The organism is Paenibacillus sp. EKM301P (assembly GCF_011800295.1).
Lineage (GTDB): Bacteria > Bacillota > Bacilli > Paenibacillales > Paenibacillaceae > Paenibacillus > Paenibacillus polymyxa.
This window is the reverse complement of sequence record NZ_JAALFM010000002.1, coordinates 41,665-62,533: the sequence shown is the minus strand read 5'-3', so window position 1 is coordinate 62,533 and position 20,869 is coordinate 41,665. Positions and strand designations below refer to the sequence as shown.

The 20,869-nt window shown below is 45.5% G+C and carries 18 protein-coding genes and 1 pseudogene; 9 read left to right on the top strand and 10 right to left on the bottom strand.

Going from position 1 to position 20,869, the window contains the following annotated elements; genetic code table 11:
• Positions 1-5 precede the first annotated feature (5 nt).
• Positions 6-1,259 carry an aminotransferase-like domain-containing protein gene (locus HFD99_RS05690; RefSeq protein WP_016820497.1) on the top strand — a complete coding sequence of 418 codons (1,254 nt, stop codon included), beginning with the start codon at positions 6-8 and terminating at the stop codon, positions 1,257-1,259.
• A 19-nt stretch (positions 1,260-1,278) separates the two neighbouring features.
• Here HFD99_RS05690 and HFD99_RS05685 read toward each other — a convergent pair whose 3' ends face one another.
• Complete coding sequence (locus HFD99_RS05685; protein ID WP_016820496.1) at positions 1,279-2,037, bottom strand: DUF2161 domain-containing phosphodiesterase; 759 nt, start codon at positions 2,035-2,037, stop codon at positions 1,279-1,281.
• A 283-nt stretch (positions 2,038-2,320) separates the two neighbouring features.
• Between HFD99_RS05685 and HFD99_RS05680 the strand changes: the two genes are divergently transcribed.
• A complete protein-coding gene (locus tag HFD99_RS05680) occupies positions 2,321-4,216 on the top strand; it encodes a PrkA family serine protein kinase (RefSeq protein ID WP_013370145.1) in 1,896 nt (631 codons plus the stop codon).
• A 249-nt stretch (positions 4,217-4,465) separates the two neighbouring features.
• Entirely contained in the window at positions 4,466-5,488 is a 1,023-nt protein-coding gene (locus tag HFD99_RS05675) for a globin-coupled sensor protein (RefSeq protein ID WP_025364462.1), read from the top strand.
• Between the two features lie 169 nt (positions 5,489-5,657).
• On the opposite strand, the gene HFD99_RS05670 is transcribed toward HFD99_RS05675, so the two are convergent.
• The 7 genes from HFD99_RS05670 to HFD99_RS05640 all read right to left on the bottom strand — a co-directional run bounded on the left by HFD99_RS05670 (position 5,658) and on the right by HFD99_RS05640 (position 12,236).
• On the bottom strand, positions 5,658-6,524 hold the full coding sequence (locus HFD99_RS05670; protein ID WP_019686776.1) for an arylamine N-acetyltransferase family protein: 867 nt from the start codon (positions 6,522-6,524) through the stop codon (positions 5,658-5,660).
• A gap of 243 nt (positions 6,525-6,767) precedes the next feature.
• Complete coding sequence (locus HFD99_RS05665; protein WP_019686777.1) at positions 6,768-7,664, bottom strand: phosphotransferase; 897 nt, start codon at positions 7,662-7,664, stop codon at positions 6,768-6,770.
• An 18-nt stretch (positions 7,665-7,682) separates the two neighbouring features.
• The gene (locus HFD99_RS05660) at positions 7,683-8,693 is read right to left on the bottom strand and encodes an aminoglycoside phosphotransferase family protein (protein WP_019686778.1); all 1,011 of its coding nucleotides are present in this window, start codon (positions 8,691-8,693) and stop codon (positions 7,683-7,685) included.
• Between the two features lie 204 nt (positions 8,694-8,897).
• The gene (locus HFD99_RS05655) at positions 8,898-9,446 is read right to left on the bottom strand and encodes a PepSY domain-containing protein (RefSeq protein ID WP_016820491.1); all 549 of its coding nucleotides are present in this window, start codon (positions 9,444-9,446) and stop codon (positions 8,898-8,900) included.
• A gap of 114 nt (positions 9,447-9,560) precedes the next feature.
• On the bottom strand, positions 9,561-10,154 hold the full coding sequence (locus tag HFD99_RS05650; protein WP_016820490.1) for a PepSY domain-containing protein: 594 nt from the start codon (positions 10,152-10,154) through the stop codon (positions 9,561-9,563).
• A gap of 22 nt (positions 10,155-10,176) precedes the next feature.
• Positions 10,177-11,538 (bottom strand): sensor histidine kinase, encoded by a 1,362-nt coding sequence (locus HFD99_RS05645; RefSeq protein WP_045243969.1) that lies wholly within the window; start codon positions 11,536-11,538, stop codon positions 10,177-10,179.
• Positions 11,535-12,236 (bottom strand): response regulator transcription factor, encoded by a 702-nt coding sequence (locus HFD99_RS05640; protein WP_016820488.1) that lies wholly within the window; start codon positions 12,234-12,236, stop codon positions 11,535-11,537. Before HFD99_RS05640 ends, HFD99_RS05645 begins: the two co-directional genes overlap by 4 nt.
• A gap of 189 nt (positions 12,237-12,425) precedes the next feature.
• Here HFD99_RS05640 and HFD99_RS05635 point away from each other — a divergent pair.
• The 4 genes and pseudogenes from HFD99_RS05635 to HFD99_RS05620 all read left to right on the top strand — a co-directional run.
• Positions 12,426-12,641 (top strand): annotated as a pseudogene (locus tag HFD99_RS05635) (PucR family transcriptional regulator); the annotation flags it as partial.
• A 32-nt stretch (positions 12,642-12,673) separates the two neighbouring features.
• Positions 12,674-13,360: a response regulator transcription factor gene (locus HFD99_RS05630; protein WP_017426670.1), complete on the top strand. Its 687-nt coding sequence runs from the start codon at positions 12,674-12,676 to the stop codon at positions 13,358-13,360.
• A complete protein-coding gene (locus tag HFD99_RS05625) occupies positions 13,357-14,940 on the top strand; it encodes a sensor histidine kinase (RefSeq protein WP_017426671.1) in 1,584 nt (527 codons plus the stop codon). The genes HFD99_RS05630 and HFD99_RS05625 overlap by 4 nt, the downstream gene beginning before the upstream one ends.
• A gap of 113 nt (positions 14,941-15,053) precedes the next feature.
• Positions 15,054-16,235 (top strand): hypothetical protein, encoded by a 1,182-nt coding sequence (locus HFD99_RS05620; protein ID WP_045243968.1) that lies wholly within the window; start codon positions 15,054-15,056, stop codon positions 16,233-16,235.
• Between the two features lie 68 nt (positions 16,236-16,303).
• On the opposite strand, the gene HFD99_RS05615 is transcribed toward HFD99_RS05620, so the two are convergent.
• Together HFD99_RS05615 and yhbH are read right to left on the bottom strand one after the other, a co-directional pair.
• Positions 16,304-17,749 carry a SpoVR family protein gene (locus HFD99_RS05615; RefSeq protein WP_045243967.1) on the bottom strand — a complete coding sequence of 482 codons (1,446 nt, stop codon included), beginning with the start codon at positions 17,747-17,749 and terminating at the stop codon, positions 16,304-16,306.
• Positions 17,746-18,912: a sporulation protein YhbH gene (gene yhbH / locus HFD99_RS05610; protein WP_031463169.1), complete on the bottom strand. Its 1,167-nt coding sequence runs from the start codon at positions 18,910-18,912 to the stop codon at positions 17,746-17,748. Before yhbH ends, HFD99_RS05615 begins: the two co-directional genes overlap by 4 nt.
• A gap of 163 nt (positions 18,913-19,075) precedes the next feature.
• Here yhbH and HFD99_RS05605 point away from each other — a divergent pair, with 163 nt between their 5' ends.
• Positions 19,076-19,795 (top strand): response regulator transcription factor, encoded by a 720-nt coding sequence (locus HFD99_RS05605; RefSeq protein ID WP_016820482.1) that lies wholly within the window; start codon positions 19,076-19,078, stop codon positions 19,793-19,795.
• Between the two features lie 131 nt (positions 19,796-19,926).
• Complete coding sequence (locus HFD99_RS05600; protein WP_225164861.1) at positions 19,927-20,862, top strand: sensor histidine kinase; 936 nt, start codon at positions 19,927-19,929, stop codon at positions 20,860-20,862.
• Positions 20,863-20,869: the final 7 nt, after the last annotated feature.

Below are 20,869 nucleotides of genomic sequence, written 5' to 3'. Positions count from 1 at the left end.
TGTTCATGCAATATTCCTTTGCTTCACGAACGGCTGCGATGTTGGCTTCTCCAGTGCGTCATATCCGGGAAAATGCGAGAAGACATTCCTTTATATCTTTGGCTGAAGAATTGCCTGCACAAGAGCTGTTTCCGGTGAAACTGTTGGAAGAAGCAGCTCATGATGTGTTTGGCTCCGGCCCTGACGCCCTCCAGTATGGTGAACCGGAGGGCTATTTTCCGTTGCGGGCATGGCTTGCGGGAGAGTGGGAGCAGCGTAAAGGAGTAAGAGTACCGCCAGGTCAAATTCTTCTCACCACAGGCAGCCAGCAGGCCATTGACTTGATCGTAAGGCTGATGGTGGATGAACGTGATCCGGTATTGGTCGAGAACCCGACATCCCCTGGATGTTTACAGGTACTATCTATGCAAGGGGCGCAGGTCGTTCCTGTAGAATCGGATGGGGAGGGCGTTATTCCCGATAAGCTTGAAGCTTTAATGATCCGTTATCGCCCCAAGCTTTTTTTTGCTACGCCAACGTTTACGAATCCGACAGGCGCCTTATGGAGCGCGGCTAGACGGCAGGAAATTTTGGACCTCTGTAGGCGTCATGAGGTGTTGGTCGTTGAGGACGATTCTTACGGTGAATTGCATTTTAAGCAAAAACACGAAACCCATGATAAGAGTCCACATGCCCAGAGCCGAAAGTTTGCAGAGGCTTACCCCTCACTATTCGCACTGGATCATGCGGGTCAGGGCGGTCAAGTGCTATATATCGGTTCATTTAATAAAACAGTTGCCCCTGCACTGCGAACTGGCTGGGCGGCTGGTCCTGCGCCGCTGATCGAAGGGATGTACGCTTTGAAGCAGCTGGCTGACGTGCAATCCAGTACGATGAACCAACGGCTGCTGTTCCAATTGCTGACCAATTCGCGTTTTCAATGGCATGAGCACTTGGCAATGTTGAACAAGGAATATTCAACTCGGCTCCAATTACTCTTAGAGCTGCTGAAGCGTCCGTTTTGGAAAGACGTGACGTATCATATTCCATCTGGTGGAATGTATGTTTGGGTGAAATTGCCCGCTGGGCTGGACAGCGCCTTGCTGCTCAAAGCGGCGCTACCCAAGGGCGTAGCCTTTATGCCAGGTGCGTTGTGTGCGGTTGGCGATGAAGGTGCGGCCCATATTCGCCTTAACTTTAGCCACCCGGGCCGAGAACAACTGCTTATGGGTATGAATTTAATCGGTGAGACGATCGGAGAATTTACTGCGCGAAGCTAGTAATAATCACTATCCGGGGTCAGTCATCCTCTGCCATCATTCCAGGCGCCGCTTCAATGCCCTGTTGCTGCAGTACTTCTGCATACTCGCTCAGAGCGGCTTCACCAAACGGAGTCAGCCGATAACGCCCGCGGGCTACACGTTCAAACCAACCGTAGTAGTTGCGCTGGAGTACGGCAGCAGCGTCGCTGACGGCTGCTGTGCGGGCGAGCTGCGCCGGGGCGGCTTCCCCCAAACCCTGTAAAGCAGCGGCTACGCGCAGCGCTTTTTCCCGGTAGGCGGTGACCAGCTTGCGCCGGGTGCTCCCGCCGACATTGTGGTCACCGCTGCGTGCGTGAAATTCCCGCAGCAGCTTTTCCTTGCGCGAGCCGCGGCGAACGGTGGTCGTTTTGTGAACATCATCACTAGATGCCACGGGCTTACACAGCACCTCAACGAGCGGAGGCTTTGTTTTAAAATGTGTGACGGTGAGCAAGCCAAGCCCCAACTGGCGGCACAGTCCGACCAGCTCACTCCAGCGTTGATTCACCGCCCCTTTTTTGGCACGATTCCGTTCTACAGCCACATATACATTGCTGCTTAGCTTCAAGCGCTGCATGCCTTGCAGTACCAGCGCCAGGTTAAACGTCTTTTTTATCTCCACAATTAGAGGCGCTTGCTGCCCTGGCTTGATCCCCATCAAATCGCAGTTGCGCACTTCTCCTTTGACTTCATATCCCAAATTTTCAAAAAAGGCTTTGACCGGAGCGTACAGCTCCGTCTCATGCCGAACCGCCATGGATTCTCCCGCTCCTTTATCCCATTATTCCGAGCTTATATTGTACCATAATGCGTCAGGTCCGCGTCGTTGTTGTCTATTTTAGCATAGTGAATCCCTTTGTTTTTGGAAAAAGCCTAGAGACCTGTCACAAAAAAATAGGTCAATTCTGAAATCAATCTGCATAGGTATGTATTACACTTTTTTTAAGAGGATCGCATTATATCCTGAAAGGCGTGACGAGTGTAGCCATAATCATCAAGAGTGGAGGATAGTCATTACGCAGTCATGGGAGGAACCGAGCATGAATATTTTTGACCGCCTTGCGGAGTACCGAGCGGAGAACAACCGCTTGGCCTGGAACGGCACTTTTAGAGAGTATATCGAGATACTCAAGAAAGACCCGACACCGGCGATGACCGCTCATGCACGGGTTTACAAAATGATTGAATCTTTTGGTGTAGAAGAGGTTGGGGGACATAAGCGATATAAGTTTTTTGAGCAGGAGATTTTTGGGCTGGATCGTGCACTGGAGAAGTTGGTGGAGGAGTACTTCCATTCCTCAGCCAGGCGGCTCGATGTCCGCAAGCGTATCCTTCTTTTGATGGGACCTGTTAGCGGAGGGAAATCAACACTGGTCACTTTGCTAAAGCGTGGTCTGGAGAAGTTTTCGAGAACAGATCAGGGAGCCGTGTATGCCATAGAAGGCTGCCCTATGCACGAAGATCCCCTTCATCTTATTCCTCATGAGTTGCGTCCCGAATTCGAAAAGGAATTGGGTGTGCGCATTGAAGGTAATCTGTGCCCATCCTGCCAAATGAGATTACGTACGGAATTTGATGGTGATATTGAGAAGGTTCGCGTGGAGCGGGTGTTTATATCGGAAGAAAACCGGATCGGCATAGGTACGTTCAGTCCTTCTGATCCGAAGTCGCAGGATATTGCCGATTTGACAGGCAGCATCGACTTTTCCACCATTACAGAGTATGGTTCGGAATCGGATCCACGCGCCTATCGATTTGACGGAGAGCTGAATAAAGCGAATCGCGGACTGATGGAATTTCAGGAAATGCTGAAGTGCGATGAGAAATTTTTGTGGAATTTACTGTCTCTGACCCAGGAAGGAAATTTCAAGGCCGGACGGTTTGCTCTCATCAGTGCAGATGAATTGATCGTAGCTCACACCAATGAATCGGAGTATAAAAGCTTTATTGCGAATAAAAAGAACGAGGCGTTGCAATCGCGGATGATTGTAATGCCAATTCCCTATAATCTGAAAGTTTCCGAGGAAGAAAAGATTTATGCCAAGCTCATTGAGCAAAGTGACATGCGTCATATTCACATCGCTCCTCATGCGCTGCGAACGGCTGCCATTTTCTCTGTACTCACCCGGTTGAAAGAAACCAAGAAGCAGGGGATGGATCTGGTTAAAAAGATGCGCATGTATGATGGTGAGGAGGTCGAAGGCTATAAGGAGGCCGATCTGAAGGAGATGCAACATGAGTTTCTGGAAGAAGGCATGTCCGGTGTAGACCCAAGGTACGTCATTAATCGTATTTCCAGTGCGCTGATTAAGCAAAATGTGGAGTCCATCAATGCTCTGGATATTTTACGAGCCATTAAGGATGGTTTAGACCAGCACGCTTCTATCACAAAGGAAGAGCGGGAGCGGTATCTGAATTTCATTTCCGTGGCTCGTAAGGAATATGATGAATTGGCGAAAAAAGAAGTACAAAAGGCCTTTGTGTACTCTTTCGAAGAATCAGCCAAGACGCTGTTTGATAACTATTTGGATAACATCGAGGCTTTTTGCAATTGGGCGAAAATCCGCGATCCGCTCACAGATGAGGAGCTCGACCCGGATGAGCGGCTTATGCGCTCCATCGAGGAGCAAATCGGGGTGTCGGAAAATGCGAAAAAGGCATTCCGTGAGGAAATATTAATCCGTATTTCTGCCTATTCCCGCAAGGGGCGAAAGTTTGAGTATCATCATCATGATCGGCTGCGAGAAGCCATTGAAAAGAAGCTGTTCGCCGATTTGAAGGATATTGTGAAGATCACAACTTCAACCAAAACGCCTGATGCTAATCAGCTCAAACGGATGAATGAGGTGATTAAGCGGCTGATTGAGGAGCATGGCTACACTGGAGCCAGCGCCAACGATCTATTGAGGTATGTAGGCAGCCTCCTGAATCGGTAAGGGGAAATAAACAATTGTGTAATGAGGCTATGGATTGAAATGGATGGTGAAGAGAATCCGGCAGGCACAGAGCGTTTGAGGTGCTGACGGGTTCTTTTTTTGTATGAATAGAGAGTTGGATTTATATGTTTTTCTGAAATTAATATGTAAACAATCACAATCAATCTTCTGCTTTTTTAACATTTTCTAAAAAGTTGCCGATAAATATGGTAATGTAAAATCTATGTAAACTATTATTTGGAGGAACTTATGATTCATGTCGCTGAGAGTAGATTAAAACAGATACAATACATTGGTATTACTGATGGCGATTTGGCTTTATTGCATCATTATCAGGGGCTATTCCAATCTATTGTAAATGAGGTAGTGGATCGTTTTTATGAGCATGTAGAAAAGGTTCCCCATCTCATGTCGATTATCTCTAAATGGTCGAATATTGAGCGACTAAAGCAAACACAACGTGAATACTGGCTTTCTCTCGCAGATGGGAAAATAGATGATCAGTTTATCGAGCACCGCCTTTTTGTGGGGCAGGTACATTCCCGGATTGGATTATCTTCCGATTATTATTTGGGTACGTACATTGCTTATCTGGATATTGCAGTAGACATTTTAAAGCGTTCGGGGATAGAGGATTGGTATTCTATTGTGCACGCTCTTTCCAAAATGTTCAATCTGGATTCCCAACTTGTGCTGGAAGCTTATCAGGAAAAGGAAAAGGAACAAGTTAACGAGCTCGCCGATGAACAAACGCAGATGCTGACTGTGGTGTCCCGAATTGCACAAAATTTGACGGGGATGATTGCCGAACTTAGGGAAAATACCGATAATATCGCGGAGAGTGCCTGCAACACTGCTTCTTCACAGGAACATACAGAGGAACTGGTACTGCAATTAAGCGATGAGATTAAGCATATTGAACAGATGAGCAGTACCATTCGAGAATTGTCCGATCAGACTCATTTGCTGGGACTGAATGCGGCAATTGAGGCAGCCCATGCACAAGAAGCAGGGCGTGGATTTCAAGTGGTGGCGCAGGAAGTGCGAAAGCTGGCATCTAATTCAAAGCAAGCACAGGAGCAAATTCAGCGCAAGGTGCTGGATATTGCCCGTATGCTTGACAGTGTGCAATCCGAAACCGCTGCCACAACAGCCAGTGCCCGGCAACAGGCTTCCAGCTCGGAAGAATTGGCTTCATTCACAAAGCTGATTGAAAACATGGTGAAGGAATTGGAAATGTTGCAGCACTCCTCGGAATTGCTGGAGGTGTGAGATGTAGCTTGAGCAGTATATCCTGGGGAACTGGAAGTTTTCGGAGCGTTAGCTGGCTGGATACTGGCAAAGCGACGATCTTCCTGTTGGCAGTCCAGTCAACACAACAGAGGCAACAGAGGAAGTGCATATTCCTATGAAAGAATGACCGAATTTTTGAAACAAGGAATTAGAGGAAGCTTTTTTTCCATTCCATATGAGCCGCAAGTACTCTTTTCCATAACTCGTCCCGTTCCTGGTGGCTGTAGTTAACGAGCGGCTCACCAAATACATCAGCCAATACTTCCAGCCACTGCGATTTCTTATCCAGCTCTATTTTTTCCAAACCGTTTAGCCCGCGTTTTTTCCACATACATCCTCTGAGTTCATTCGCTTCTAATGCTTGCCTTTGCCGAATTAGAAACAGGTTAAACCATGGAGATTCCACGGAGCGGCTATAGAAATGATGTTTCGGCTTAAATTCTTCCAAATCCTGAACAACCGTAGGGGCAAAATCAACGCCAACAAATGAAGCGAGCGGGTCATGTTCTAAACGCCAACCTTTAGTAACAACTTCAGATTCCATAACTTTATAACGAAGAGGGGCTTGTTCATAAGTCCCCATAAGGAGTGGAAGAGGCTCATATGGCATATCGCCCAGTCCGACATCTACAATCCATACTTCATCTTCTTGCTGCTCATTTAGCAAGTTCACTGTTAGTCCAAGATGAAATGAATTAATGCGTGGCTCAGCTCCTAAAGGTTGTACCCCAGCATGATGCAAAGAAACTTTGTACCCTAGCGAATGTAGCAGCGCACTAAAGGCACCATTCAGATGAAAACAATAACCACTTCTCCCATGTAGAATGAGCTGAACGGATTCTTGAAAACCAATGGCAGCCGGCTTTCTTGCAAAAATGTCCAACGTTTGCCATGAAAGATTTTTTACATGTGCCTTATGCAACTCCACTAAATAGGATGGGGTAGGAGGCTGAACTTCGGAAATTCCAATTCTGTTCAAATAAGCCTTTATTTCTTCTTTTGTCATGGTGTACATGTGCAGTCACCTCTATTGTTAGTTTGCCAAATTCTCTTCTCGAAACAAATGAGCATTGAGTCTTAGCATCATTGTAAAAGGGGTACGTGCTGTGTACAATGCTATAAATTTATGGCTGTACCGGTACAATCAGCAAATCAATTCGTTTAGTAACATGTCGATTTCCCGTAGATGGCTGTCAGAACACAAAAAAACAGACCTGATTATCGGGTCTGTTTTTTTTCTTATTTTCAAGCTAACTAATTATAGCAGTGATCTAAGTTCACGTCGGTATTTGTTCAAATGCACGAACGATGGAATGACTCGCTTGGCAGAACGGAAGCCACCTATTCTAAGGTTGCGGACCACATGATAGGGAGAGATCAATAGCGTATGAAGCAGATGCAGATCCTGAGTACTCAACGGTCGATATCGTTGATAAAAGTCTATCGCGCGCAGCATCTTTGTCGCGTTCCAAAGACAATTCCGATGAAGAAGATGGGAGAGATCTTTCATCCTTACGTGTAGGGAACAATTTTCAAAGTCAATCAAATGGATTTTGAGCTGCCTGTCTTTGACCAGATTGGGATAGTTATAGTCACCGTGTATTAATGCAGCTGCTTTTTGCTCCTGCTGGATTGCAGCTCGAACTTTGGGCTGCTGTAGACGATATAACACTTCTTCACAAAGAGCTAGGAGATGTGCTGTGCCTTTGTAAGGACTGAGACGTTTTTTATATTCAGCTATTTCATCGCTCAAGCCTTCATAACGGATTCTGGAAGGCGGCGCTTCCGTGACAGGAAAGCCTACGGCACTGGTGTGGAATTTGGCTAAAGTAGAAATTCCCTTTTTGAAGTCTATTCTTTTTGTAAATTCCGGTCTGGGTCCATGAACCCAATTAGTTAGTGTATACGAAACACCTTCATAGGTCATGTAGGCTGTTTGCTGTACGGTTGGATAGACCTTTTGGCTACGTGCAAACCCGCGTTCATCCAGGTAGGACAAGACACGTGTAATAAAACGAATCTCTTCTTCCGGAAATTTGTAGGGTTTTAAGCAATAAGTTGTATTAGCGGTTTCAATCTTGTGAATGTCCTTCATTTGACGGCTACGCTGAATTTTGATTCCGTACATTTGCTCAACGTTCGATAAAATCGACATTTTGCTCCTCACTTTCTTTTATACACGGGCCCATTCCTGCAAAATATGGATGATTTGTAATCGAAGAGGCCACGACTGATCCCAGTTGTCTAGGATTTCGCGGTCTCTTGAACGATTCGGATGTCGAGAAGCATGCCAAGCTTCTCGTGGCAGTTTATATAAAGCTGTAACAATCTTCCGCTCAGTTCGGCTGAGTGGTTTGCGTTTTTGATATCCCCTTAACAAGGATTGCACAAATTCAGGATTGAATTGAGTTGTATTCATAAGAGCCTTTGCCAAATCAGCATAGACGGAGCCAATCTTAGCCCGATCCCAATCAATGATTTTGAGATGACCGTCGTCTGAAATAATGACATTCGGGGTGGTGATATCACTGTGTATCAAGGAGGGATGCCGGCGTTCCGTTCGAAGTAGTCTTATAATGGATGCGTCCTGCAAATCCTTCCATGCACGTCTGGATAAACGTATACAGTCCTTGCCATGAGTGTTGTACCAGTTGCGATACTCTTTATCCTTGCGGCTGATTTTTGTCATTTTTTTTTGGAAAAGACGGTCTTGCTTTTTCCATATCCGCAATTGTTGAATGGTCGAAGGGGAATTTCCTTTCTCCATCCGATGTAAGCCGGTGGATGTAGCGTGAAGTGTGGCAAGGGCTAACCCTAGTTTTTCGAAATCTTCAGCGGTTTCCAGTCCCCGTCCTTTGATCCATTGACTTACATAAAATGGCGTTCCTTGATGTAGTGTCCATAGCTTGCCGGAATGAGTAGGGAGCCATGTGGGCATGTAGTTATACTTTCTCTTTTTCAAAAGCCTTATATAGCTCGCAGCTCGTTCCATCTGTTGAATCGTATTGGAACGAGCCATCTTTGAACGACTAAAGGGCTTTAATGCATAAGTTCCCTTTTTCGTTTTTACTTGGATTACTGCATTTTTTCGGTACAGTGATGAGACTAAGCTTGATTTTAAGGGGATCAGGCCGAAACGACGGGTGATTTCGCGAATCTGTGCTTTTGTATAGGATTTCGCCATAAGAACCTCACTTGACTTTTAATTGAAGAAAAAGGTAATCCTCTGTTAGTTATCAGTCTATTCATGAGGAAATAATAGGTGCAGTTTTATGGAGCTATTCTCTTACTTTTCCTGTTCACATTCGTCAAAAAAACGGAGCAGCGAAAGTTCGCTGCTCCGTTTTAATTTGCTCTGTATTACGCAAGCCTGATTATGAATGATTGATCAGTTATCGTTGTCATCTTCTTCGTCTGTATCCACGATCGCTCCAGACGATGCATGGATTTCAAGCTCGACAGTTCCTTCGTTGGTGAGTACCTTGACCTCATAGATGAACTGTCCGTCTTCCTTATCTAATTTAGAAGACAGAAGGGTACTCCCAGGCACATGCTTAAGTGCAATTTGTCCAGCCTGCTTTTCAGTTAGAGTGACGTGGTTGGGCTTGTAAAAGGAAGACTCGTCATTCGAGTCATGATCAAGCTCAGAATGGGAACGGATAGTTTTCCCGGTATAAGCATCAACATCTATATCCCAATCTTTATCTCCTTGCTGAAGATCCACTTCATAGTATACCTTTCCGTTCTTGCGCTCCAGTTCGACATCCTCAACTTGCGCATCATTTCCCACAGCCTTCTTGGCAATATTGGCAGCAGCAGTCGCTCCAATTAATCCCGTAGGTTTAGCAGCCCATACGGCATTTGCCGAGACACCTGTAACCGTAACTCCAAGCAGAACCGTGGCTGCTATTATTCCTAATGTATAGTTTTTTTTCATTACCAATTCCTCCTTGAACTGTATGCTTGAATACAGCTTAACCCTTGAATATGAGAGGAACATAATAGAATCATGAGAAAACAATGAGAAGCTATAAGCAAGATCATCAGGGCGTCATGATTCGTCGTGATCCTGTTTTTCTTTTTCCCAAGTGATAGAGTCGATTGAGCCTGATACTGCATTGATCTGCACCACTGCCTCACGCCCATCTTGTATCTCAACCTCAACAAGATAATAGAGGCCTTTGTCATTGCGGTGCAGTTCAATATCATCGGATGTTCCATTCACTGCTTTTGCAGCAAGCTTGGCTGCTTCATTCTCTGTAATGACAAGAGAAACCGGGTCAGGTTTATGGACTGGATTTGATTTGTCACTGGGTTGTGAGGAACCGGGGGGGTGATCTTGGGGTTCCTGCTTTGCATCTGTATACATCTGTGTCCGCTTAATGGATTGAATGACACCATCATAGGCATTGACTTTTATTACATACTTCCCTTTGGTGCGTTCTAGCTTGATCACATAAAAATTATCCAAACGTTGGGATTCGAGCACCTCACCGGGATACTGATGCAATACAGATTGGACCACGGTTTTTTCTTCCAAGGGCGAAGCTGATAACGATCGTGCCCAGGGCCACTGTAAAAGGCAAATGGTGATTAATATAGCCGCTACCATACCTCCAATCATCCAGGTATAGATCGTTTTCATTGGTTTTGCCTCCTTTGGCTTATTATTCTGGAACAGTAGGGAGGATGATCGTTGCAGTTGTTCCACTTCCCTCTATGCTTTCTAGCCCAATTTGTGCTTGAATAGCTTGAGCAATTCCTGTAGCTAATGATAAGCCTAGCCCGGCCCCACCTTCCTCGCGGCTTCTGGCTTCGTCCACACGATAAAAGCGGTCGAAAACTTTAGATAATTTTTCTTCAGGGATTCCAATTCCTTGATCTGTGATTCTTATGCAAGGTTGAGCTGTACCGTCCACAATATCAATCATCAGGTGTATCGGCTCGTCACTGTATTTGCGCGCATTATCCAAAAATATAAATAAAAGTTGTTTTAATTTATTTTCGTCCGTATAGGCGATGCAGTCTGTTTGTACATCCAGTTGAATTTGTCTGGCGAAAGCATTTTCAAATGTAGCTTTCAGTTCTGTCCCTACTTTGGTCAAGCGTACAGGTTCTAACACGACATTCCATTGTTCTTCGTTTCTGGCCAATAGAAGAAGCTGCTCTGCCATATCCTTCATTCGTAGCGCCTCAGAATGGATCGCTTCAACGGATTCGGCAAAAATACTGGGATTCTGCAATCCCCGTCGTTTAAGCAGACTGGCATAACTTTCAATAATGGTTAGAGGTGTTTTCAATTCATGGGACGCATTCGAAACGAATTGTTCTTGGCGAACGAAATTCCGCTCCAGCAATTCAATCATGTCATTAAACGTTTCTCCCATTTCGACTAGCTCGTCGCGTGATGACGAATTGAGCGGAAGACGTTTGAATTTCCCGCTACGTTGAATCTCTTTCATCGTGTTAATCATGGATGTGATTGGATGTGTAATCAGTCTGCCCAGCAGTCTTCCCGATAGGACGACAGGAATAAAAGCAATTCCTGTGACTGCAATAAGTACGATCCTGAGTACCTGAAGCGTCTGCATCGTCGGTTGCAGGCTCTCGATCACCTGAAGATTGACAACCTCTCCATTCGACCAAATCATGGGGACCGATACGTAAATATAACGGTTGCTTTCATAGGTAATGATGCGAACCTGCCGTGTTTCATTAAAAACGCCCTTCACCAAGCTGAGAGACTGCTCTGATGAAGAGGTGATAGGGGCAAGAAAGTCGCCTTCCGGTCTCATTAGCCGAAGCATACCATCCAGCGGCACATAAGCTCGTAGAAGATTCTCAGTGGCTACGGATACTGGAGCGCGTTGAATGCCATGAATCATGTTTTCTGCTGCGGCTTCTACCTGGTTTTTTCGACTGTCTATCGAAAGTTGGCTGAATAGAAAATAGACTAAGAAATTAATGACTACAAGTAAAACCCCGAATAGTAACGAGGTGTACGTATGGATTTTGTTCTGCAGCTTCATAACGATTCCTTCAGAACATAGCCAATTCCGCGTACAGTATGAATCAGCTCAGGGAGTTGGCGCGAAGGGTCAATTTTATTCCGCACGTAGCGAATATACACATCGACCACATTGGTATCACCAATATAATCAATGCCCCATACATTCTCCAGTAATTGTTCACGACTAAGTACCTGCCGCTGATGTCGAAGTAAATGAACGAGCAAGTCAAACTCTCGCGGCGTAAGCTCAATGTTGTGCTCTCCACGAAGAACTTCACGAGTACCTTCATGGAGACGTAAGTCCCCGGCACTAAGCCATTGATCTGCCACTTGTGAAGCCATGTCTTTCGCTGCACCTACCCTGAGCGCGGCCCTTACACGTGCAAGCAGCTCTTCGATCACAAAAGGTTTGGTAACATAGTCATTGGCTCCCAAATCGAGTCCCTCTACCTTATCCGCAATGGAACTTTTAGCCGTTAGTAAAATGACAGGAACGTTCGCATCATGTTTACGAATCCTTCGAAGGAGTTCGATGCCATTAAGACCGGGAATCATAATATCCAGTAAAACCAGATCCCAACTACCTTTGCAATAGGTCTCCAGTCCGTCAATTCCGTTTTTTTCTTTACTTACTTGATAGCCTTCAAATTCAAGTTCGATCTCTAGAAGTCGGGCAATCTTCTCTTCGTCTTCTACGATCAAAATGGATTGGTTCATAATCATGCCCTCCTGTAGGCGAATAGCCGATACGGAAGTATTTTAGCATATACGGACAGGTAAGACACTTCAAAGCACGGGACTGGGAGAGAAAGAGCTTAGCATAATGCGTTATAATTATGGACAATCCCCTCGATCAGATGTAGCCCCTATCATAGAAAGGGCATTAGCGACCGGGGAGTCAGTGGGTCACATGGCAGTGTTTTACTCAAAACATTATTTTATTATTTGGAAAACAGGGGCAGTCTGATAGATACAGCAAATTATTTTTTTATACATCATAATTCGGTAAAATATAGACTGGAACGGATACGCGACATGACGGATTTTGATCTTAATGATTCCCGCGAGCAGTTTATATGCCATACATGTCTAATACATTATTATTTGCGGGAGTATAAGTAGTCGAACGTTTTTTGAGGCAGGGAGGGAAGGACATGGATAAAAGAATACTGATAGCGGACGATGAGGCGAGTATTCGGAATGCACTGGCCTATGCGTTAAAGCGGGAAGGTTTTTTGGTGGAAACTGCCGTGGATGGAGAGGATGCATTGGAAAAAGTGCGTTTGTTTCACCCGGATGTGCTCATACTGGATGTGATGATGCCCAAACTGGGCGGATATGAAGTGTGTCGCCGTTTGGAAAGCCGAAAGGGCATCGGTATTTTACTGCTAACCGCAAAAAACGATATCGTCGATAAGGTGCTCGGACTGGAGTTGGGGGCGGACGATTTTATGAGCAAGCCGTTTGACCTAAGAGAACTGCTCGCACGTATTAAGGCATTGGTACGGAGACTGGAACGAGAAGGAGCGCCTGCGCCGGAAGGAGCGGAAATAATACTGGACCCGTTGCGAGTGCGTCCGTCCAGTCGAACGGCTGAACTCGGAGCAAAAGCATTGGATCTGACCCCCAAGGAGTTTGATGTGCTGGCGCTACTGGTGTCCCATGCTGGAAGGGTATATACGCGGGACGAGTTGCTGGAACAAGTATGGGGCATCGATTATGCAGGGGGAACGCGGACGGTGGATATTCATATTCAGCGCTTGCGCAAGAAGCTAGAGCCGCACCAGTCGATGCTGCAAACTGTGTATGGAATCGGCTATAAGGCGGAGAAAATGACGTGAACGAACATCATTCACTCCATCCAGAAGGAAGCTTGCAGTCCACTGACCAGCCAAAGCGCAAACGTAAGCGTACAGGCTTGAGCCTGCGCTGGAAATTTCCGCTGGTCCTGGCGGCTTTACTGCTGTTTACTGTCGGTGTGCTGAGCTGGCTCGTACTTACCGGTATTCGTGCTAATCAGACAGACCAAATGGAACGCGGCTTAAAGCGTCAGGCGGAAATCGTGGAGATGCGCGTAAAACAGTCTTACCTGTTGGGAGTTCACCAATCGCCCGAAGACTTCATGAAAAAGCAAGCACCACAGCTTGCCGTGGAGCTCGGCGTATCCAGTAATATGCGCGTTATTTTATATGATGGCCGGGGAGATGAGGTCGGAAATTCTCTACCACTGGCTTATAGAACAAACGTCGGCCAGGCGCTTTCTTATGCGCTCCAAGGGAAAATTGCGTATATTACGGAAGGTAGCTCAGTTACTTATTTGGCTCCGCTGCAAGGTCCGGACGGCTTGCTGGGAGTGGTACAGCTTCATAGCTCAACAGAAGCGCAGCAGCAGTTCTACCAGGCGATTGCCCGCTTGTTTTTATGGACAGGAGGGGCGGTGCTGGTTTTAAGCTTTGTTCTGGGCTTAGGCTATGTCAGCCGCCAGACGAGGGACATCGGACGACTGACTCGCGTTTCTGAGCAGATCTCGGCAGGGCACTATCCAGAAGCTCGATTGCTGCGACGTCAGGACGAGCTAGGAAGGCTGGATGAAGGGATGCTCCAGATGAGTCATGTGATCCGGGCTAGTATTACCGCGCTCGAGAATGAAAAGCTTCGGCTGGAAGAAGCAGTTCAGCGTTTGCGAGAGCTGGAGCAGCAGCAGAAGACTTTTATTGGCAATATCAGTCATGAACTGAAGACTCCGTTGACCTCTATTCAGGCTTACGCTGATTTGCTGGATATGTATGGGGATGATCCCGAATTGGTGCGTGAAGCCAGAGAAAGTATCGGTAAGGAAACAAAACGGTTGTATGAGCTTGTCGAGGATTCACTGAGACTATCTGTGCTGGACAAATACGATTTTGAATTACATACGGAGGAAGTGGAGCTGCATTTGCTGCTCGAAGATGCAGGTAGCCGAATACGGGGGAAAGCTGCGGCGCGTGGACTAAATTTTTCGATGGATACCATTCCAGCCAAGGTGTGTGGAGATCCTAAACATCTAATGCATATTGTACTGAATTTGCTGGATAATGCAGTAAAATATAATCAGGACAAAGGCTGGATCACGTTATCCAATCGAGTGGAAAAGGACACTGTGATAGTGTATATATGCAATTCCGGTCCATGGATTCCTAGGGAAGAATGGGACATGATTTTTGAGCCGTTTGTTACCTTAAGCCGTGATCGTTCTCGCCAGGACAGTGGTACGGGACTTGGTCTGCCTCTGGCACGCAGACTGGCAGAGCGCATGGGTGGAGAGTTGCAGCTTACAGCTTCGGGCGGTACTGGGTTGGAAAATAGCAATGGTCATTCAGTTGCAAGTGGCAATGAATTTTCGCTCAGGCTCCCCCTGTTGGTTCATGATGGCTCTCAGTAGATAGCTTTAGAACTGAAAATGTTGTCTTATTTACAATTTGGAAACAATTCGATGTATTCACGAGATGTTCAGGCATTAAGCTGGGGGTAACGTTAACAAGGAGGCCGTTATACATGATGAAGAAAAACCTAGACAGCTACGGGCAAAAGAACGGCTTTCCTCGTCTCGAATATCCCTATGCACGCTTTTTCAGACACAAAGTCACAGGCTTGCTCATGACTGGCTTGATCGCTGGAGGATTGCTCAGCGGCTGCGGCATAAAAAGCGTAGGAGAGACAATTCCAACATCCGGTATGAAAACGGGGCAAAAGCTTACTGTGATTGACATGGATGCAGCTCGGCAGCAAGTATCGGACGAACTGGTGGTACAGTCCATCGACAGGCTGGGAGATGTCTACGCGAGGTCATGGCTGAGTGATGAAGAATTGATTGTGGAGCGCCAGAATCAGTTATGGATTCATAATGTAAAGACCAACAAGGAGCGAGTTTTAACACCAGGTCGTAACGCTCTACAGTTACTTGCTGTGGTATCACCGGATCAACGCCATGTGTTTTTTACGGAGGGCAGTGCCAGCAGCAAGTATGATATCCAGGGCTATATTTTAGAACTCAGCAGTGGTAAGGTTACATCGGTTGGTCAGCTGGACATGACTAACGAAGTGAGCTGGGGTGATAAGGATCATCTCATTACAGGTACACCAGACGGTAAGATACATCTGATTGGTCTGAACGGCAAAGCAGAAGAACTAAGCTTTCAAGATCCGAATCACTCAGAATTAATTGCTCATGTCGAGAAGGTGGGTAACGACATATTTTATACAGGCAATGATAAACAAGGATATCCGGTACTGAATCGGTTCTCTCTCAATCATCCTCAAGCTGTGACCATTGCAGAGGGGGCCATGTCTTTTGCTGTGTCGCTTGATGGTAAATCTATTGCCATTGAAAAGCGGAAATGGAATACATCCGAACCAGCCCGTATGATCATTTTGGATGAACAAGGCAAAGAGAAAGGGGTCGTGGGTCAAGGGACTTTAATGAGTCGTGGAAGCTGGTCCAGCGACGGGACCAAGCTTGCTTTTTCCATTTATGATGAGGATCAGCAAGGAATGAGAGGACTATATGTATTTGACCAGTCCACGGGTAAAACCACTCCCGTCACGGCTGATATTCAATCCTATGACAGTCCAACAGTGTGGAGCCCTTCCGCCCGGTTTTTATCCATGTACCAGAACATTTCGGAAGGTGGAAAACAACTGAATCAGAGCTACATCGTCGAATTTAAGAAAAAGTAGTAAAAAAAGGCGCATTTCCTTCTTCGGAATGCACCTTTTTTAAATTAGGCTGGCTATTCGATTGTGGGTCACTGCACAAACTTGCGATGATGTTTCTTCCCATCATATGAAAATAAGGCGAGCTTCCCCTCAATCATCGTTTCCAAATGAACGGTACGCCCCCACAGTTGATATACATATGGAAGCGTGCGCTCCATATATTTTAAATCCAGCTCAATGCCTTCATATTGATGCTTGAGCTTTAACTCGCCCGTATGCAGGTAGTCTCCGTCCTCAACGACGATGTAAGGGGAGCCTCCATTTACGCGTGAGAACACAAGCTGATCCCGTATGTTTTCCCAGGATTTATCGGTAATTTTCCAATCCGGTCCCCGTTTCTCAAACACGTACAAATCTAAATCCTCTGTTAGCTGCTTGGTCATGTAATTGCGTATAAAAGAGGTGTCCGAATCAAACTCTCGCACCTCGAACATTTTAGCTCGGCCCTCGCCCGGTTTGCGTCCTTGACGCTCTTGCTCCTCACGGGTCGGGTTATCCCATCGCTTTTCAATATCTTCAAATATTTTCAGTCCCAAATAATATGGATTCAAGCTTTGCTTGGAAGGCTGCACAACGGAAGCATTCAGCATGGCAAATTCAACAGTTTCATCCCCGGTCAAATCCAGTTCCCTGACAATCCGTTGATGCCAATAAGAGGCCCAGCCTTCATTCATGATTTTGGTCTCCATTTGGGGCCAGAAATACAGCATTTCATCCCGCAGCATCGTCATGATGTCCCGCTGCCAATCCTCCAGTACCTCGGAGAATTCCTGAATAAACCAGACAATATCTTTTTCAGGTTCCGGTGGGAACTGGCGTACCTTGATCCCCTCGGTCTCCGCCGAATCATGCTGCTTTACTGTGTCCAGTGACCACAGATCATCGTAAGGTCCGATGGGACGCTTGTGTTTTTTAGGTTCTTTTTGCTCCTTGATTTTGAGTTCCATGTATCGTTGTTTATCTAGATGCCTTGGTTTGATGAGCTGTGGGTCTACATGCTCTTGTATCGCCAGTACAGAGTCAATGAAGGATTCCACGGCCTTTGAGCCGTATTCCATTTCATAGCTGCTGATCCGTTCTGCGGTGGCAGACATGCTCTCGACCATATTGCGGTTGGAGGCCGAGAAGCGGGCGTTGTGTTTGAAAAAGTCGCAGTGCGCCAACACATGAGCGACAATCAGTTTATTTTGCACCAACGAATTTCCATCCAGCAGGAAAGCGTAGCAGGGATTGGAGTTAATGACCAGCTCATAGATTTTACTCAATCCAAAATCGTACTGCATTTTCATCTTGTGAAATGTTTTTCCGAAACTCCAGTGGCTGAAGCGCGTGGGCATACCATACGCACCGAATGTGTATACAATATCCGCCGGACAAATTTCATACCGCATCGGATAGTAGTCGAGACCGAATCCATTTGCAATCTCCATAATTTCTGATATCGCGTATTCCAGCTCTTTCTGGTCGGTACTCATCCCACCGTTCCCCCTTCCCGTTTGCGAAAAAAGGTGCGTAGGGCTTGGTATACCTCACCTTTTTCCTTGATGACATAGTACATAAACTGATCTGCCTTAATATTCTTGTAGGCTGACATCAGCGTACTGCTGCGATTATATTGGTTCACTTCTCCATAGCCGAACATATTGCTGCGCTTCATAAGCTCCTCGATTAGTTTCACACACCGTTCATTGTCTGAGCTTAGGTTATCGCCATCGGAGAAATGGAAGGGATAAATATTATAAGTCGAAGGAGGATAGCGTTTATCGATAATCTCCAATGCTTTCAAATAAGCAGAAGAGCAGATTGTGCCACCACTTTCACCGCGAGTAAAAAATTCTTCCTCCGTAACCTCCTTGGCTTCGGTATGATGCGCAAGAAAGACAATTTCCACCTTTTCATATTGGCGACGCAAAAAGCGAGTCATCCAGAAAAAGAAGCTGCGGGCGCAATATTTTTCAAAAGATCCCATACTGCCTGAGGTGTCCATCATAGCGATAATTACCGCATTGGATTGGGGAACGGTTTTCTCTTCCCATGTTTTGTAACGAAGATCGTCCGGACTAATATGATGGATGCCCGGATTCCCCTCACGAGCGTTGCGGCGCAGATTTTCGAGTATCGTTCGCTTCTTGTCAATGTTCGCTTGCATGCCTTTTTTACGTATATCATTGAATACGATAGATTCAACCTCAATTTGATCCTTATCTTTTTGCTGCAAATGCGGCAATTCCATTTCCTCAAACAGCATATCTTCGAGTTCTTCTATGCTGACTTCAGTTTCCATAATATCATGTCCTGGCTGGTCGCCTGCTTTCTCACCTTTACCTGGCTTCTGGGAAGCAGGATCCCGTCCGATGACATCCCCCACCTGACTGTCGCCATCCCCTTGACCTACATGCTTTTGCTTTTGGTAGTTATAAATGAAGCGATATTCATCCAGACTGCGAATGGGCACTTTGATAATCTGTTGACCGTCCGACATTATAATATTTTCTTCCGTTATCAGATCGGGTAGATTTTGCTTAATGACATCTTTGACCTTCTGCTGATGGCGTTGCTGGTCCTGGTACCCTTTGCGATGCAGCGACCAATCTTCGCGGGATACGACGAATGAATATGGCTGGCGTGGTTCCGTCATTGTTAGGCACCCCCCAAGTGGATACACGGCACAGTTTGGCCTTGTTGGTTATTAAGTATATTCACGGGGATGTACGATATGTGATGGAACTCGATTTAAATTCTGCCCGTTTGCTTTTATAATGAAAGTAAAAAATGTAAAAAAAGAATGGAGAACCTTGGTTATGGAAGAAATTGCAGTGCTTATCGTAGACGATGAACAGGGACTGCGAGATATGTTGACAACAGTTTTAAAAAAAGAAGGGTTTCTACATGTTAAGCATGCAGCCACGGGTCAAGAAGCGTTGCAAATCGTGATGGAATCTCGTATTGATGTGATTGTGCTTGATGTTATGCTTCCTGATCGTGATGGATTTGAGGTGTGTCGTCAGATGCGTCTATACACGGAAGCTCCTATTCTTTTTTTGACGGCAAGAGATACAGATTTGGACAAATTAATGGGATTTGGTATTGGTGGGGACGATTATATTACCAAACCGTTTAATCCGTTAGAAGTCGTTGCACGTATGAAAGCTCGAATGAAATATCGAAAAGTGACAACAGCGGACATGAAGCCTGCCTTACGAACCTTAGATTTTGGATATTTTTGTCTGGAATTGGAATCAGGTGTGTTGTATGTGCAAGACCAAGAGGTCGATTGTCCTGCACGTGAATGGCTGCTGCTGGTATTTTTGTGCAAGCATCCTAACCGTATATTCAGTGTGCGTCAGCTATACGAAGCAATATGGAGCGAGACCTTCCTTGGTGATGAAAAGACAGTAGTCATTCATATCTCTCGTTTGCGAAAAAAAATAGAACCTGATCCCAAGCACCCGCAATTTTTAGTTAATGTAAGAGGGCTAGGTTATAAAATGATATCAGTCAAGAGGGGGGAGCAAGAATGAACTCTCTCGTCAAGATGTCCTTTCGTTTTATAAAAGTAACATTATGTTTTGCTCTAGCCTATGTTCTTTGTTTTCTTATCTGTACTGTTATATATATTTTTATAAAAAGTACATTTGGTACATCTCATAATATGAATATTGATCTCTTCTGGATCGGACTTGGAATCGTGCAGAGCCTTGTGTTTATAGTTGTCTATGGATGGTATATCGGCAAACCCTTGGTGTATGTAATTAAATGGATTGGAAATATAGCAACAGGGGAATTCCAGGCACCGCTAAGTGAGCTAGAACTGCCAGAGCGCAAAAAAAATCAGAGAAATAATTATAAGCCTCCGTATCAATTGTATAAAGAAGTTTTTGAACAAATGAACATCTTATCTGCTCAATTGCGCAGTAATGAGGAAGAGAGAATAGAAATAGAAAAGCGAAAACAGCAGTGGGTAGCAGGCGTAAGCCATGATCTCAAAACGCCATTATCCTATATTGAAGGATATGCAGCCATGCTGACTACTCAAGAGTATGATTGGTCCGATGAAGAAAAAAGAAGCTTTAGTATGGCTATCAGTGAGAAAGTAACGGAAATGAAGCAGTTAATTCAGGATTTGAATGCTTCTATGCAGCTCAAGGAGGGTGCCTTGCCGATCCAGCTGAAGAAGGAGGACATTGTGGAGTTTCTCCGCAATACAGTCATAGATATCGCTAACCATCCTTCGGCCGAGCAGTACGAATTTTCTTTTATGTCATTGGAGGCAGTATGTACCATATCCTTCGATAGTAAATTATTAGGTAGAGCGCTGAAAAATTTTTTGATGAACGCAATCATTCATAATCCTTCAGGTACACATATTTCAATGGATGTAAATAAAGAGAGCGATAAGCTTCATATTTCGATCGAAGATGATGGAAAAGGAATGAATCCAACTGAATGTATACAGGTGTCTCATTCCAAAGAGCATGGCATATCTATTGCCAAAAGCTTTATTGAAGCTCATAACGGAACGCTTCATATTCTTCCGGGAAGTAAAAAGGGTACCAGGGTGGAAATTACTTTGCCGCTAAATATGTAACTCTTTA